The organism is Actinoplanes lutulentus (genome assembly GCF_003259845.1).
GTDB classification, from domain to species: domain Bacteria; phylum Actinomycetota; class Actinomycetes; order Mycobacteriales; family Micromonosporaceae; genus Actinoplanes; species Actinoplanes lutulentus.
This window is the reverse complement of sequence record NZ_QLMJ01000004.1, coordinates 229,682-244,941: the sequence shown is the minus strand read 5'-3', so window position 1 is coordinate 244,941 and position 15,260 is coordinate 229,682. Positions and strand designations below refer to the sequence as shown.

The 15,260-nt window shown below is 70.0% G+C and carries 12 protein-coding genes; 4 read left to right on the top strand and 8 right to left on the bottom strand.

Annotated features, from left to right (window positions below; all coding sequences use genetic code 11):
• Window positions 1–178 precede the first annotated feature (178 nt).
• Complete coding sequence (locus B0I29_RS11400; RefSeq protein WP_111648895.1) at window positions 179–871, bottom strand: DUF4191 domain-containing protein; 693 nt, start codon at window positions 869–871, stop codon at window positions 179–181.
• A 171-nt stretch (window positions 872–1,042) separates the two neighbouring features.
• Between B0I29_RS11400 and B0I29_RS45680 the strand changes: the two genes are divergently transcribed.
• From B0I29_RS45680 to B0I29_RS11390, 3 genes are all read left to right on the top strand, one after another.
• Entirely contained in the window at window positions 1,043–1,207 is a 165-nt protein-coding gene (locus B0I29_RS45680; RefSeq protein ID WP_181557765.1) for a hypothetical protein, read from the top strand.
• The gene (locus B0I29_RS11395) at window positions 1,204–4,281 is read left to right on the top strand and encodes a helix-turn-helix transcriptional regulator (protein ID WP_245972445.1); all 3,078 of its coding nucleotides are present in this window, start codon (window positions 1,204–1,206) and stop codon (window positions 4,279–4,281) included. Before B0I29_RS45680 ends, B0I29_RS11395 begins: the two co-directional genes overlap by 4 nt.
• A gap of 62 nt (window positions 4,282–4,343) precedes the next feature.
• The gene (locus B0I29_RS11390; protein WP_111648893.1) at window positions 4,344–4,529 is read left to right on the top strand and encodes a hypothetical protein; all 186 of its coding nucleotides are present in this window, start codon (window positions 4,344–4,346) and stop codon (window positions 4,527–4,529) included.
• Between the two features lie 51 nt (window positions 4,530–4,580).
• Here B0I29_RS11390 and lipA read toward each other — a convergent pair whose 3' ends face one another.
• Entirely contained in the window at window positions 4,581–5,477 is an 897-nt protein-coding gene (gene lipA, locus B0I29_RS11385; protein ID WP_111648892.1) for a lipoyl synthase, read from the bottom strand.
• 386 nt (window positions 5,478–5,863) lie between these two features.
• Between lipA and aspS the strand changes: the two genes are divergently transcribed.
• On the top strand, window positions 5,864–7,105 hold the full coding sequence (aspS, locus tag B0I29_RS11380; RefSeq protein WP_111648891.1) for an aspartate--tRNA(Asn) ligase: 1,242 nt from the start codon (window positions 5,864–5,866) through the stop codon (window positions 7,103–7,105).
• A 1,029-nt stretch (window positions 7,106–8,134) separates the two neighbouring features.
• Here the strand turns inward: aspS and B0I29_RS11375 are convergent.
• The 6 genes from B0I29_RS11375 to lpdA form a co-directional block, all read right to left on the bottom strand.
• Window positions 8,135–8,299, bottom strand: a complete 165-nt coding sequence (locus tag B0I29_RS11375; protein WP_111648890.1) for a peptide ABC transporter substrate-binding protein — start codon at window positions 8,297–8,299, stop codon at window positions 8,135–8,137.
• Complete coding sequence (gene lipB / locus B0I29_RS11370) at window positions 8,299–8,928, bottom strand: lipoyl(octanoyl) transferase LipB (protein WP_111648889.1); 630 nt, start codon at window positions 8,926–8,928, stop codon at window positions 8,299–8,301. Before lipB ends, B0I29_RS11375 begins: the two co-directional genes overlap by 1 nt.
• Before the next feature lie 14 nt (window positions 8,929–8,942).
• Complete coding sequence (locus tag B0I29_RS11365) at window positions 8,943–10,817, bottom strand: DUF6311 domain-containing protein (protein ID WP_111648888.1); 1,875 nt, start codon at window positions 10,815–10,817, stop codon at window positions 8,943–8,945.
• Between the two features lie 64 nt (window positions 10,818–10,881).
• Window positions 10,882–11,799 (bottom strand): TIGR01777 family oxidoreductase, encoded by a 918-nt coding sequence (locus B0I29_RS11360; RefSeq protein WP_111648887.1) that lies wholly within the window; start codon window positions 11,797–11,799, stop codon window positions 10,882–10,884.
• Between the two features lie 83 nt (window positions 11,800–11,882).
• Entirely contained in the window at window positions 11,883–13,691 is a 1,809-nt protein-coding gene (gene sucB / locus B0I29_RS11355; RefSeq protein WP_111648886.1) for a 2-oxoglutarate dehydrogenase, E2 component, dihydrolipoamide succinyltransferase, read from the bottom strand.
• Between the two features lie 36 nt (window positions 13,692–13,727).
• Window positions 13,728–15,119 carry a dihydrolipoyl dehydrogenase gene (gene lpdA, locus B0I29_RS11350; protein ID WP_111648885.1) on the bottom strand — a complete coding sequence of 464 codons (1,392 nt, stop codon included), beginning with the start codon at window positions 15,117–15,119 and terminating at the stop codon, window positions 13,728–13,730.
• Between the last annotated feature and the right edge of the window lie 141 nt (window positions 15,120–15,260).

Below are 15,260 nucleotides of genomic sequence, written 5' to 3'. Positions count from 1 at the left end.
ACCGTCCGGTTGCGACTCCGCACGGGGCGTGAATCGAGGCTATCGCCCCGGACCGATCATGGAGGCCCCTGTCGATCGCCACTTGCCACGATCGCGTGGGTTGAGGAGAAATAGCGCGGCCCGCGTACCCCAGCGCTGTGAAGCGCGAGGGGAACGCGGGCCGGCGGTGGGCCTGGGGTCAGCGAGGGCGCTGCTGGCGGAAAGCGCCCTTGCTGGGGCGCATGTTCTTGGGGATGGCGCCCTTCGGCATCTGCGGGCGGGCCATCAGGGCGCCGAGCCGCTTGTCGAGGGAGTTGACGTCCTTGCCGGTGAGGTTGCGCGGCAGCTTCAGCATCGTGGAACGCAACTTGCGGACCGGGAGCTGGCCCTCTTCGCTACCGATGATGTAGTCGTAGAGCGGCGCGTTGCCGATCACCTTGACGAGGCGGCGCTTCTCCTGGCCGAGCAGGGAGCGCACGCGCTGCGGGTCACCCTCGGCGAGCAGGATGACGCCGGGGCGGCCGACGATCACGTGGACCATGTCGAACTGCGTCGTGGAGCTGGCCGCGGCGCGGACCCGCCAGTCGCCGCGCATGTTCTCCATGAGCGAGGCGGCGGCGCCGGGCTGGCCCTCCGCCACGTTCATCATCGCGGTGTTCGAGCGCAGGTTGAGCACGATCAGCACGGCGAGCAGCGTGAAGAGGACGCCGACCGGGATCCAGACCCAGCCCCCGGTGAGCAGCACGACGACCACAGTCAGCGCCACCGGGATCGCAACTGCCGCGATGACCAGCGGAACGAACCATTTGTCCTGCTTTGCCGTGAACGAAAACACCTGGCCGATCTGCTTCAGGCGCTCGCGAAACGACACCTTCTCCTGGGGCTTTGCCATAGCCGCAAAGTGTAGTGGTGCTCAGGTACCTTACGGCGTCCCGGGCACCTCAGGAGTCCTCCGGTAAGGAGGGGTGGGTCCGGGAATCGGGCGTCGTACCCATGTCCGGGTCCTGCCTTCGCGCGAAGAGTCAGTGGTGCAAGAAACGCACCGATCGCGAGGAGAAGCACGATGATCCCGTTCACCAACCCCGAGATCCAGCTCGAACTCATCCGTCAGCAGGGGCAGGAGCTGGCCCGGGAGGCCGCGCAGTACCGGCGTGCGCGGGCGCTCCGGCCGGAAAAACCACGCCATTGGCCCCGATTCAAAAGGCCGTCCGGGCAGTCAGTCGCGTGATCGGGCAGGAAAATCTGTCGTACCCGCGTGGCATGCTCGACCTCATGACGGTGGGTGCCCACAGCTCGGTTCTGGTCGGCCGCGAGGCCGACCTGGCCGCGCTGCACGAGGCGCTCAAGCGTGTGCGCGGCGCCGAGCCGTCGGCCGTCCTGGTCGGCGGCGAGGCCGGCGTCGGCAAGACCCGGTTGGTCGAGGAGTTCTGCCGGTCACTGAGCGACGAACCGGTCCGCATCCTGCACGGGCAGTGCCTGGAGCTGGGTGAGGAGGGCTTGCCGTTCGCGCCGTTCGCGGCCGCGCTGCGGCAGCTGGCCCGCGGTGAGGGCCGGGGCGTCTTCGACGGGCGGGAGGCCGAGTTCGCCCGGCTGCTGCCCGAGCTCGGCCCGCCACCCGATCTCGCCGAGACCCGCCGCGGGCACCTGTTCGAGCTGGTCGGCGGGCTCTTCGCCCGGCTTGCCGAGGAGCGCCCGCTGATCCTGGCGATTGAGGACCTGCACTGGGCAGACCGGTCCACCCGCGATCTGATCGGCTACCTTCTTCGCTCGGTCCGGGTGCGGCGCCTGCTGCTGATCGCGACATATCGCACCGACGAGCTGCACCGCGGCCATCCGTTGCGGCCGTTCCTCGCCGAGCTCGACCGGGTTCGCGGCGTGCAGCGCCTCGAGGTCGACCGGCTCGGCCGCGACGGCACCGCCGAGCTGCTCGGCCACCTGCTCGGCCTGGAGCCCGACCCGCTCACCGTCGACGCGGTCTGCGAGCGGGCCCAGGGCATCCCGTTCTTCATCGAGCAGTTCGCCTCCACCGCCGACCCGCGCTGCGGCGACATCCCGGAGACGCTGCGCGACCTGCTCCTCTCCCGCGTCGACCTGCTGCCCGACGACGCTCAGCGGGTGCTGCGGGTGGCCGCGGTCGGCGGCACCAAGTTCGGCCACGAGCTGCTGGCCCGGGTCGCCGGGGTGGACGAGCCGGCGCTGGAGTCCGCACTGCGCGCCGCGGTCGCCGCCCAGCTGATCGTTTTCGATCCGGCCGGGGGTTACGAGTTCCGGCACGCCCTGGTCCGTGAGGCCGTCCACGACGACCTGCTGCCCGGCGAGCACGCCCGGCTGCACGCGCGTTACGCCGAGGTGGTCGAGGCCTCGCCGCACCTGGTCGCGCCCGACCGCGCGCCGGCCGAGATCGCCCATCATTGGCACGCGGCCCACGATCATCCCCGCGCGCTGGTTGCCGCGCGTCGCGCTGCTGATGCCGCTAGCAGCCGTTATGCGTACGCGGAGCAGGCCCGCCTCCTGGAGCGCGTGCTCGAGTTGTGGGAGCAGGTGCCCGACGCGGCCGCCCGGCTCGACACGACGCACCTGGACCTGCTGGAGGAAGCAGCGCTCGTCGCGATCGACTCCGGCGACCACATGCGGGCGCTCAGCCTGACCCGGGCGGCGATCGGCGACCTGGACTGTGAGGCGGAGCCGTTGCGCGCGGCCCGGCTGCTGATCCGCCGGGCCAAGCTGTTGCGTAACGCGGGCAAGAGCGACGGCGCGCCCGAGGCCCGCGAGGCCTACCGGCTGCTGCAGTCGGCGCCCCGCGACCTGGCCTGGCTGCAGCTGCTGGGCGACGTGGCCTACCAGATGGCCGGCATCGACGGCGACGAGGCGGGGCGGATCGCGCAGGAGATCAAGGCGGCCGCCTCCGAGTTCGGCGACGAGGCCGCACAGGTCGCCGCGGACATCACGCTCGGCCAGGTGTGCGCCGGGCGGATCGCCGCCGAGGACGGCCTGCCCGACATGTGGCGGTCGGTCGAGCGGGCCCGCGCCGCCGGCGACCTGCCGAACTTCGCTCACGCGCTGGTCAACATCTCCGACTCACTCTTCGAGCTGGGGCGTTACACGGAGTCCGCCGAGGCCGCCGCCGAGGGCATCCCGCACGCCGACCGGGTCGGCGTGAGCCGGACGACCGGGGTCTACCTCTTGGCTAACCACGCCGAGGCCCTGATGGCACAGGGCCGCTGGGACGAGGCCGACGCCTGCCTCGCCCAGGCGGCCCGGCTCGACCCACCCGGCATCCTCGCCGTGGCGTGGCTGTGGCTGCGCGCCCGGATCCGGCTGGCCCGCGGGCACGACGGGGCGGCGCCCCTGGTCAGCCGGGCCACCGGCTTCCTGGCGAAACCGTTCCTCACCGCCGAGCACCGGGTGCCGTTGCTGGAGCTGCGGATCGTCGCCGATCTGGCGTCCGGCGACGTGGCGGGTGCGAGGGCCGTCGCCCGGACAGCGGTCCATGAGCCGGGGATCCTGGAGCGGCCGCGATACGGGTGGGCGCTGCTGATCGCGGCAGCCCGGGTGGCCGGCGACGACGAGACGCGCGCGGCGATCCGCGAGACGGCGGCGGTGCTGCCGGCCCGCTATCCGGCCGAGCTGGCTTCCGCGGCAGAGGTGGCAGCACTCCTGAGCAGCGAGCCGACCCATGCCGCCGGCGAGCATGATGCCGGGCGGGCCGCACAGGGCGGGGATCGTGATGCCTGGCGGACCGCACAAGGCGGCTCGGTGGCTGACTCGGCGGCTTTGTGGGCTGCGGCGGTTGCTGCCTGGCGGGTTGACGGGCAGCGGTTTCAGCTGGCCGGGGCTCTGCTGGCCTACGCCGAAGCGGTGGCCGCTGATCGGCCGGCGGCTTCCGAGGCGCTCGGTGAGGCGGCCGAGATCGCCGGGCAGCTCGGTGCCGCGCCACTGCTCGCGGCCGTTGATGTGCTGGGCCGGCGGCTCGGGGTCCGCCTCGGCGGCCGAGGCACCGGGATCCGGCCCGGCGGCAGCCGAGGCTCCGGGGTCCGCCTCGGCGGCGGCCGAGGCGCTGGGGCAGCCGAGACGCCAGGACGTCCGGGACACCCCGCGCCTGCTGACGTGCTCACCTCGCGGGAGCGGGAGGTGTTGCGGCTCGTGGCCGAGGGCCAGAGCAACAGCCGGATCGCCGCGCAGCTGTTCATCTCACCGAAAACGGCGAGCGTGCACGTCTCCCGCATCATCGCGAAACTCGAGGTCAGCAACCGGGGTGAGGCAGCGGCGGTGGCCCGCAGGCTGGGTTTACTGGATTCCTAAAGAGCGGCCGGGTGACCTCCGATACATAGGGCTGAAGCCCTTCACCCCTTCGGAGGCCGATCGTGGACAACGCTCTCGACATGACGTACCAGGTTGTTGAAGCCCTGTTCGGGCCGGACTCCGCTGTGCCCTGGTGGGCCTGGGTCGCGCCCTTCGTGCTGATCTTCGCGAACCAGCTGATGCCGATGGTCGCCCCCGACCCGGCGGGCGCCGGCTCCGGGAAGAAGGGCAAGAAGTCGAAGAAGTAACGAAAGCCCCGGAAGCTGGGCAGCTTCCGGGGCACTCGTGCGAAAAACGTGTCAGCCTCGGGCGTCGAGGGCCTGCTTGTAGAGGCGGCCCGCCCGGTACGACGAACGGACCAGCGGCCCGCTCATCACGCCGGCGAAGCCGATCTGCTCGGCCTCCTCGCGCAGCTCGACGAACTCCTCCGGCTTCACCCAGCGCTCGACCGGGTGGTGGCGGGGTGTCGGGCGAAGGTACTGCGTGATGGTGATCAGCTCGCAGCCGGCCGCGTGCAGGTCGCGCAGCGCCGCCGAGATCTCGGAGCGCTCCTCGCCCATGCCCAGGATCAGGTTGCTCTTGGTGACCAGCTCGGCCTTGCGGGCCTGGGTGATCACGTCGAGGGATCGTTCGTAACGGAAGCCGGGACGGATCCGCTTGAAGATGCGCGGGACCGTCTCGACGTTGTGCGCGAGCACCTCGGGCGCTGAGCCGAAGACCTCGGCGAGCTGCGTCGGGTCCGCGTTGAAGTCGGGGATCAGCAGCTCGACGCCGCAGCCCGGCTGAAGTTTGTGGATCTGGCGGACGGTCTCCGCGTAGAGCCAGGCGCCACCGTCGGGCAGGTCGTCGCGGGCGACGCCGGTGACCGTGGCGTACCGCAGGCCCATCGTGGCGACGGACTCGCCGACGCGGCGGGGCTCGTCGGCGTCGAACTCGGCCGGCTTGCCGGTGTCGATCTGGCAGAAGTCACAGCGGCGGGTGCACTGGTCACCGCCGATCAGGAAGGTGGCCTCGCGGTCTTCCCAGCACTCGTAGATGTTCGGACAGCCGGCTTCCTGGCAGACCGTGTGCAGGCCCTCTTTCTGGACGAGGCCACGCATCTGCGTGTATTCAGGCCCCATCTTCGCCTTGACTTTGATCCACGGCGGCTTCCGCTCGATGGGAGTTTCGGCGTTGCGCGCCTCGATGCGCAGCATGCGGCGGCCCTCGGGAGCAATAGTCACAACCCGAGATTACGCCCGAGACAGCCGGTCGTATCGCGTGGGCGACGAGGCTCACGTAGCCGTTTCTGTGAGAGCGATCACGGTAAGCGCAGCAAAATCGGATGCGCCCCTGGAAGCACCCCGTTAACCTTCCGGTCACGGCAGTGATGGGACCGAGTACCGCTCCGATCCGCCGGCCGAGAGAGCCACCGACAGCTGTGATGGTGGCCCGACGCCGGAGCGCGAAGACACCCCTGAGCCGAGCAAGACCAAGAGGCGCCCGCGACAAGCGGGCGTGAAGGTGTGGTGGCACCGCGAGGATCCCGCTCGCCCACACCTCCCTGGGGCCGCGTTGCAGCACCTAGAGGAGGTAACCCGCGATGCAACGCATCCTCTCCACCGAACTCGCCGCGCACGAAGGCGAAAAAGTCACCATCGCCGGCTGGGTCCATCGAGTACGGCAGCTGAAAAAAGTGGCGTTCCTGATCGTCCGCGACGCCGCCGGGTTCAGTCAGGTGATCATGACGGAGGCGCCGGAGCAGCTCACCGAGGGCAGTGTCGTCGAAGTGACGGCCACGGTCACGGCCAACGAGCAGGCGCCGGGTGGCGTCGAACTGACCGGTCCGGAGATTGCGATCTTGAGCCGTGTCGACGTACCCCTGCCGTTTGAACTGCATCGACCCGCGCTGAGCGCGGGCCTTCCCGCCCAGCTGGACCATGCCGCGCTGGCGTTGCGGCATCCGGCGCGCGCGCGGAACCTGCGAATCGCCGCCGCCGCGACCGCCGGGTTCCGCAAGGCCCTCGAAGCGCAGCGGTTCATCGAGATCCAGACGCCGAAGATCGTCGAGTCGGCGACCGAGTCCGGCGCGAACGTGTTCAAACTGGACTACTTCGGACGGCCCGGTTATCTGGCGCAGTCGCCGCAGTTCTACAAGCAACTCATGGTCGGCGTCTTCGAGCGGGTCTTCGAGGTCGGGCCGGTGTTCCGCGCCGAGCCGAGCGACACGGCGCGGCACCTCGCGCAGTACACGTCACTCGACGCGGAGATGGGTTTCATCACCGACCACCGCGACGTCATGGCCGCTCTGCGCGACACCCTCGCCGGGATGTTCGAGGAGATCACCACGCGGACCGGCTTCGTGCCTCCGCCGGTGCCGGCCGAGATCCCGGCGGTGCACTTCGCCGAGGCGTTGCGCATCGCGGGCGCGCCCGCGGACGAGCCGGACCTCGCCCCGGCGCACGAGCGGGCCCTCGGCGAGTGGGCGCTGCGCGAGCACGGTTCCGAATTCGTCTACGTGACCGGCTATCCGATGCGCAAGCGGCCGTTCTACACGCATCCGTCCGCCGACCCTCGGTACTCGAACGGCTTCGACCTGCTCTTCCGCGGCCTGGAGATCGTCACCGGCGGCCAGCGGCTGCATCGTTACGACGACTACGTGAAGGCGCTGGAAGGCGAGTCCCTGGAGCCCTACCGCGGCTACCTCGACGGTTTCCGTTACGGCATGCCACCGCACGGCGGATGGGCGATCGGCCTGGAACGCCTGGTCGCACGCCTGGTCGGCGCCGCCAACGTGCGCGAGGTGACGGCCTTCCCCCGCGACCTGCAGCGGCTCGCACCCTGACGCGGGTCATTCCAGGAGCTCCGGTCACGCTTACGCTTTTGTACGCGTGACCGGGGCCCGACAAACGCATCAACGGCCGCACCGGGCCTACACCGCGACCAATTGCCCACTCCCGGCCGCTGCGCGCCCACCGGCGACGGCTGCCGGGTCAAGGTCCCGCCCACCAGCACCCCCCAAACACAGACAACCCGCGCGGACCACGCCGACCGCGCCGACTGCGCTGACCGTGCCGGCGGAGCTGACGTGCTGGCTGTGCTGACGGCGCTGGCCGCGCTGACCGTGCTGGCGCACCGACCGTGTGTCGAATTGGGGTGCGGATTGCGCCCAAAGTCGACACGGTGGCTTCGTTTGTGAGCTGTGTGTCGAGTTGAGGTGCGGATTGCGCCCAAAGTCGACACGCTGGCTTCGTTTGGTCCGCCCTCAGTCCTTCCGTGGCGATCGTGGTCCCCCAACCACACCCCGACGGGAACCAAGGCCCAAGATCGCGCAGGCCAGACGAGTGTGTCGATTTCGGGTTCGATACGCGCCCCAACTCGACACGCACCCTGCGAATCGCCTGCCCGTGTCGATTTTGGGTTCGATACGCGCCCTAACTCGACACACACCGGGCGGGGCGCTCGCGGTTTGATGCGCCCGGCGCTGCCCGGCGCTGCCCGGCGCTGCCCGGCGCTGCCCGGCGCTGCCCGGCGCTGCCCGGCGCTGCCCGGCGGGCGGACCGGATTCGGTTGCGGCGAACCGGCTGCTGGGGCGAGCCGTCGCTCAGATAGGTCATCGGGCTCTATGAGGTGTCTGAGCTACGGCTCGTCCCCACGGCGACGAAAACTTGCGGCGGCAGAACACGCCCGACCGCGGTTCCAACTCACGCAGCCCTCGCTGAGCAGCTACCGCAATTGACCAGCGGGCCCACAGCCGGGCCAGCGGGCCACAGCCGGGCCGGCTGTGGCCAGCAGCGCCACAGCCGGGCAGCCGGGCCGCAGCCGGGCCAGCAGCGACAGCCCGCTGGGTCGGATCTTGTGTGCGGGGGTGGGGCTAGAGGAGCACTGCCAGGGTTACCACGGCGACGATGGTGAACGGGACGATGGTGGTGATGACCAGGATCGTCCAGGCGACGGGGTGGCCGAAGTTGAGCGCCACCCCACCACCCTGTTTCGGGACGAAGACCCGCTTGTCACGGGGATCGCGGTAAAGAGCCATCAGAACAGCGTAGGCAGGTGCCGCTCGACGACCGGGAGCACCTCGGCCACCGTGATCGGGCGGCCGGCCTCAGCGCTCAGTGAGGTCACGCCGGCGTCGCGGATGCCGCACGGGATGAAGTTGTTGAAGTTCTGCAGGTCGCAGTCGCAGTTCAGTGCGAAGCCGTGCAGGGTCACGCCACGGGCGACGCGGATGCCGATCTGGGCGATCTTGCGGTCGAGGCCGCCGTCAGTTGCTCGGACCCAGGCGCCGCTGCGGCCCTCGACCCGCTCCGCGATGACGCCGAACTCGGCGCACACGTCGATCAGCAGCTGCTCGGTGCGGCGGACGTAGGCCACCACGTCGACCGGGTCCGGCAGTTTCAGGATGGGGTAACCGACCAGCTGGCCCGGACCGTGCCAGGTGATCTTGCCGCCGCGGTCGACGTCGACGACGGGTGTGCCGTCGAACGGCCGGTCGGCGGCCTCGGTGCGTTTGCCCGCGGTGTAGACGCTCGGGTGCTCCAGCAGCAGGATCGTGTCCGGCCGGGAACCATCGGCGACAGCCTCGTGGACACGCTTCTGCTCTTCCCACGCCTGGACGTAATCGACCAGACCGGGTCGGAGGACGGTCAGCACATCAGTAGTCACAGCAGCCAGCGTACTCACTTACTGACCGGGTCGACTCCCGGGCGGATCCGCCACAGGAGCACGTCGTCGACCCGCTCGGGCTCGCCGAACAGCTGGATCGCGGCCGTCTTCACGGCTTCCCGGAACAGGATCTTGTGATCCGACCCGGTGATCTCGTCGGCCAGGAAGATCGCCTCGACATCCCAGTACGCGAGGTCGGACCGGGCGCGTTCCCGATCGGCGTTGGTGAGCCGTGGAACGTACCCATAAAGTGCCGCTCGGGTGAACAGCCAGTCGGTGGAGAGCGGCGGGGCGCCGATCCGCCCCATCTCCTTGCGACCCTCCTCGCCGGTGGTCATCGGGCCGAGGAAGTACCCGTCCGGGATCCGGAACTGCGCGCCGCCGCGGGCCATCGTGTACGCCTGCCAGCGCTGACCGTCCGCGTGCACGTTCAGCGCGAACGGCAGCGCGGTGAGCACGCCGCCCTCGGTGACGTACTGCTGCCAGGTGCCGTTCGCGATGAAGTCCGGCTCGGTGGCGCGGTCCTGGACGCGTACCGGAAGCGGGAAGATCGGGATGAGGCTCACCGCGATGGCGGCCCAGAGGCCGATCCGGGTGTTCTTGGTTTCCCGGCCGCGCAGCAGGTCGTCGACCAGGAACGCGAGCAGGATCCCGAAGACGCCGACCAAGGCGAGCGCGAACCGCAGCGGCAGCGCCGAGTCGAACAGCGGCACGTAGGCCAGCGCGGCGTAGGGGAGCGGGATGGGCAGCTCAGCGCCCATCCAGTTCAGCCGCGGGCCCCAGGAGAGGACCAGGAACACCGCACCGGTCACGCCCACCGCGCGCAGCGTGGCGCGGCGGCCGGGCTCCGCCCGCCGCCAGAGGATCACAAAAGCGACAAGCATCAAGATCAGCAACGGTACGCCGAAGAAGGACGTCTCCTCGGTCCGATTGGGGCCGAGCTCGGAGCCGAGTCCGAACAGTGCCGCCACCGACCGGCTCGGGAAGGCGAGGTAAGCCGCTACGTCCTCGACGAAGTACCGCTGGTTGAAGCCGGTGCCGGAGAACGACTGCGGCCCGGCGAAGTGCATGTAGAGCGGGTACGCCAGCAGCGCACCGGCCACCGTGGCGGCCACACCGAGCGCTTTCAGAACCGTCCGGACCGCGGCGATCGCCTCGTGCTTGACCGCCTTGGCGAACGACCACACGGCGATGAACACGCCGCTCGCGATCGCGGTGAAGAACAGGCCCTCCGGCGCGATCGAGAAGCCGACCGCGAGGCAGACGCCGAGCAGCAGGCCGTTACGCAGCCAGCGGCCCTCCTCGCGCAGTTTCATCACCCGCCACAGCACGAACGGGGCGACCCAGCCGGCCGACCAGTTCAGGTGACCGTTCGCATGCGAGACGAAGCCGGGCGCGAACCCGCAGAACAGGCCGGCCAGCCCGGCGGCGATCGGGCTCACCGCGAGCCAGCGGCGGAAGAACAGGTACCACGCGAAGGCCGACCCGGCGAGGTTGAGCGTGAGGATCGTCACGAATGTGACCTGCGGCCCGGCCACATGGGTCAGCGGAGCGAAGAGAACCGAGTACACCGTGATCGACGTGTTCGCCGCGAGGTTCACCCCGAGCGGCGCGTTCATCATGTCGGTGAAGTACGGGTTGGCGCCGTTGCTCAGCATGTAGACGCCGTAGCCCAGCAGCCACTCGAACCATGCCTGGTCACCGACGTTGTCGGAGAGAACATGCTGGTACGGCGCGCGCCACAGCCCGCTCGTCACATAGACGGCGAGCGCCAGAGCGATCACGGCGACGGTCAGATGCGCACGCCACGGCCGAGATCTCGGCGGTGACGCCGCGGAGTCGGACGGGGGATCGGCGGACGCGGCGGGGGCGGGGGCGGTTACGGACATCAGCGGCAGGTTAGCAAGAGCGACCCCGCAATCAGGGGGCCATCACTGCCTTCATGGCCAACGCTCAGGTAACCGTTGCGTGATCGGGTCGCAGCGCGGCCGACAGAGCACCCTCGATCGTCGGGTACGCCCACGCGAAACCGGCGCCGGACAGCACTCCCGGCAGGATCCGCTGGCTGCGCTGAGCCTCACCGGCGAGCTCGCCGAGAACCAGGTCCAGCGCCGGGCCGGGCACCGCCAGCAGGGCCGGCCGGTTCAGCGTCCGGGCGAAGGCCTTGGTGAAGTCGATGTTGCGGACCGGGTTGGGCGCGACGATGTTGACCGGGCCGGCCACGTCCTCACGCTCCAGCAGGAACTCGGCCGCGTTGAGCCAGTCGGCGAGCGCCACCCAGGCCATCCACTGCTGTCCGCCGCCGATCCGGGCGCCCGCGCCCATCTTGAACGGCAGCAGCAGCGGCTTGATCAGCGAGCCGCCCGCATCGATCGCCGGCGCGGTACGCAGCAGCACCACCCGGACACCGGCGTCCTCGGCGGGACGGGCGGCGGCTTCCCAGACCCGGCACAGGTCGGCCAGGAACGTGGAACCGGCCGAGGCGTCCTCGGTGACCGCCTGTTCGCCCGTCTCGCCGTACCAGCCGGTGGCGGAGGACTGGAGCAGGGTGCGGGGGCGATCGGCCTCCGGAAGCTGTGTCAGGGCGCGCGCGATGGTGCCGGTGGTGTTGAGCCGGCTGTCGCGCAGGACCCGCTTGTAGCGCGCTGTCCAGCGGTGGTCGCCGATGTTCGCCCCGGCCAGGTTGATCACCGCGTCGGCGCCGGCCAGCACCGAGAGGTCCAGCCGGCCCTGCGCTGGGTCCCAGGTGGCCTCGTCGGGACGTTGGGTCGGTCGGCGTACCAACCGGGTGATGTCGTGGCCGCTCTGGCGCAGCCGGTCCACGAGCCTGGTGCCGAGGAAGCCTGAGGCACCCGCCATGACGATCCGCATGTGCTGATTCTTTCCCGAAGATCTCTCACCGCAAAACAAACCGGGGGCACACCTTTCGGTATGCCCCCGGTCACACGTGCTGTTTACAGACCGAGATCGGCCTCGAAGTGGCCGCCTTCCAGCCGCTCCTTGAGCGTGCCGAGGAAGCGGGCCGCGTCCGCGCCGTCCACGATCCGGTGGTCGTAGCTGAGCGCGAGGTAGACCATCGAGCGCGGCGCGATGATCTCGCCGAGCTCCGGGTCGTTCACGATCACCGGGCGCTTGACGACCGCGCCGAGGCCGAGGATGCCGACCTGCGGCTGGTTGATGATCGGGGTGTCGAAGAGCGCACCCCGGCTGCCGGTGTTGGTCAGCGTGAAGGTGCCGCCGCCGATCTCGTCCGGGCCGATCTTGTTGTTGCGGGTCCGGTCCGCGAGGTCCGCGATCCGCTTGGACAGCCCGGCCAGGTTCAGGTCGCCGGCTTCCTTGATGACCGGGACGACCAGGCCCTTCGGCGCGTCCACCGCGATGCCCAGGTGCTCCGAGCCGTGGTAGGTGACCGTGCCGGCCTCGACGTCGATCGAGGAGTTGACCACCGGGTGCTGCTGCAGCGCCTCGACCGTGGCCAGGGCGAAGAACGGCAGGAAGGTGAGCTTCACGCCGTGCTTGGCCTGGAAGTCGGCCTTCGCCTTGTTCCGCAGGTTGGCGATCTTGGTGACGTCCACCTCGACGACCGTGGTGAGCTGCGCCGAGACCTGCAGCGACTCGACCATGCGCCGGGCGATCGTGGCGCGGATGCGGGTCAGCTTCTCGGTGCGGCCACGCAGCGGGCTGGGCTCCGCCTTGGCCGGAGCGGCCTTGGCGGGGGCAGCGGCCGGGGTGGCAGCGGGCGCCGGAGCGGCGGCAGCGGCCTTGGCGGCAGCGGCCTTCTCAGCGGCGTCCAGCACGTCCTGCTTGCGGATGCGGCCACCGACACCGGTGCCGGCGAGCGAGGACAGGTCCACGCCCTTCTCGGCGGCCAGCTTGCGGACCAGCGGCGTCACGTAACCGGCGTCGCCGGCGCCGTTCGACTTGACCGTCTCGGCGGCCGGAGCGGCCGGCTGGGACGGGGCCGGGGTGGCCGGCTTGGCCTCGGCGGCCGGAGCCAGCTGCGGTGCCGGGGCCGACTCGATCCGCGGCTGAGGTGCGGGCTGCGCCGGCGCCTCCTGCTTGGGCTCGGGCTTCGGCTCCGCCTTGGGCTCGGGCTTCGGCTCGGGCTTCGTCTCGGCGGCGGGCGCGGAGCCCGGCGTACCGATGATGGCGAGCTCGGCGCCGACGTCGGCGGTCTCGTCCTCGGCGACCTTGATCTCCAGGACGGTGCCGGCGACGGGCGACGGGATCTCGGTGTCGACCTTGTCGGTGGAGACCTCGAGCAGCGGCTCGTCGACCTCGATGGTTTCGCCGACCTGCTTGAGCCAGCGGGTCACGGTGCCCTCGGTGACGCTCTCACCGAGTGCGGGCATCTTGACCGCGGTGCCCTCGGCGGAACCACCGGACGGGGCCGCCGTCTGCGGGGCGGAGGCCTCCTCCTCGACCGGCTTCTCGGTCGACGGGGTGTCGAGAGCAGCGGGCTCGGGCTCCGGCTCGGCCTCTTCCTGCTGGGCCGGGGCGGGAGCGGCTTCGCCGGCGTCCTCGCCGTCACCGGCGATGACAGCGAGCTCGCTGCCGACGTCGGCGGTCTCGTCCTCGCCCACCACGATCCGGGTCAGCACGCCCGCCGCTGGCGACGGGATCTCGGTGTCGACCTTGTCGGTGGAGACCTCGAGCAGCGGCTCGTCCGCCTCGACCCGCTCGCCCTCCTGCTTGAGCCAGCGGGTGACGGTGCCCTCGGTGACACTCTCTCCCAGCCGCGGCATGGTTACCGATACCGGCATTTTTCCCCAAACTCCTTAACGCGATGAACGTGCAGATCAGCTGTGCGCGTGCAGGGGCTTGCCCGCGAGCGCGAGGAAGGCCTCGCCCAGCGCCTCGTTCTGCGTCGGGTGGGCGTGTACGAGCTGGGCGACCTCCTCGGGGAAGGCCTCCCAGTTGTAGATGAGCTGCGCCTCGCCGACGAGTTCACCCATCCGGGCGCCGACCATGTGGATGCCGACGACCGGGCCCTCGTTGACCCGGACCAGCTTCACGAAGCCCGCGGTCTTCAGGATCTGGCTCTTGCCGTTGCCGCCGAGGTTGTAGTTGTACGACGAGATCTTGTCGGCGCCGTACTTCTCCTTGGCCTTCGCCTCGGTGAGGCCCATCGAGGCCACCTCGGGGTCGGAGTAGGTGACGCGCGGGATGCCGGCCTCGTCGATCACGGCCGGGTTCAGACCGGCGATCTCCTCGGCGACGAAGATGCCCTGCTGGAAGCCGCGGTGCGCGAGCTGCAGACCGGGGACGATGTCGCCGACGGCGTAGATGTTGCCGACGCCGGTGCGCAGACGCTCGTCGACGATCACGAAGCCGCGATCGAGGGTGATGCCCTGCTGCTCGTACCCGAGGTTGGCGGTGACCGGGCCGCGGCCGACCGCGACCAGAAGGACCTCGGCCTCGATGGTCTCGCCGCCGGCGATGGTCACCTTGACACCGTTCTCGGTGTTCTCGACCTTCTCGAACGGCTTGCCGACCTTGAAGTTGATCTTGCGCTTCCGGAAGGCGCGCTCGACCTGCTTCGAGATCTCCTCGTCCTCGGCGGCGACCAGTCGGGGCAGGGCCTCGATGATGGTGACGTCGGCGCCGAACGACTTCCAGACGCTGGCGAACTCGACGCCGATCACGCCGCCGCCCAGCACGATCGCCGAGGCCGGTACGCGGTCCAGCTTCAGAGCGTGCTCGCTGGTGAGCACCCGCTTGCCGTCGACCTCGAGGCCGGGCAGCGAGCGCGAGTACGAGCCGGTGCCGAGGATGATGTTGCGTCCGGTGTAGCGCTGGCCGGCAACCTCCACGGTGTCCTTGCTGACGAGCTTGCCCTCGCCGGCGACGACCGTGATGTTCTTGTTGTGGCCGAGGAGGCCGGTGAGGCCCTTGTAGAGGCGGCTGACGACGCCGTCCTTGTACGCGTTCACCCCGGCCATGTCGATGCCGACAAGATCTGCCTTGACGCCGAACTGCTCGCTCTCGCGAGTCTGGTCCGCGATCTCGGCGGCGTGCAGCAGCGCCTTGGTCGGGATGCAACCGCGGTGCAGGCAGGTGCCGCCCAGTTCGGACTTGTCGATCAGGGCTACCGAGAGGTTGAGCTCGGCCGCACGCAACGCGGCCGCGTACCCACCGCTACCGGCGCCGAGAATGACGATGTCGAAGGTTTCGCCGTTGGGCTGGCTCACGTTGACTCCAGTGGTCGCATCGTCTCCGTGTGGGTCACACAATGGAAACGGTCACAGTCCCGTCACTGACATCTTGTCACTTGCGGACCCGGTCAATGCAGTCAGGTGCCCCTGGACTCGGCGCGTCGCCGTACGCTTGGC

Excerpts from the sequence above, each read along its gene's own strand:
- sucB (WP_111648886.1), bottom strand. The coding sequence starts at position 13,691 with ATGCCGGTATCGGTAACCATGCCGCGGCTGGGAGAGAGTGTCACCGAG.
- aspS (WP_111648891.1), top strand. The coding sequence starts at position 5,864 with ATGCAACGCATCCTCTCCACCGAACTCGCCGCGCACGAAGGCGAAAAA.
- lipA (WP_111648892.1), bottom strand. The coding sequence starts at position 5,477 with ATGCTGCGCATCGAGGCGCGCAACGCCGAAACTCCCATCGAGCGGAAG.
- B0I29_RS11365 (WP_111648888.1), bottom strand. The coding sequence starts at position 10,817 with ATGTCCGTAACCGCCCCCGCCCCCGCCGCGTCCGCCGATCCCCCGTCC.
- B0I29_RS11360 (WP_111648887.1), bottom strand. The coding sequence starts at position 11,799 with ATGCGGATCGTCATGGCGGGTGCCTCAGGCTTCCTCGGCACCAGGCTC.
- B0I29_RS11375 (WP_111648890.1), bottom strand. The coding sequence starts at position 8,299 with ATGGCTCTTTACCGCGATCCCCGTGACAAGCGGGTCTTCGTCCCGAAA.
- B0I29_RS45680 (WP_181557765.1), top strand. The coding sequence starts at position 1,043 with ATGATCCCGTTCACCAACCCCGAGATCCAGCTCGAACTCATCCGTCAG.
- B0I29_RS11400 (WP_111648895.1), bottom strand. The coding sequence starts at position 871 with ATGGCAAAGCCCCAGGAGAAGGTGTCGTTTCGCGAGCGCCTGAAGCAG.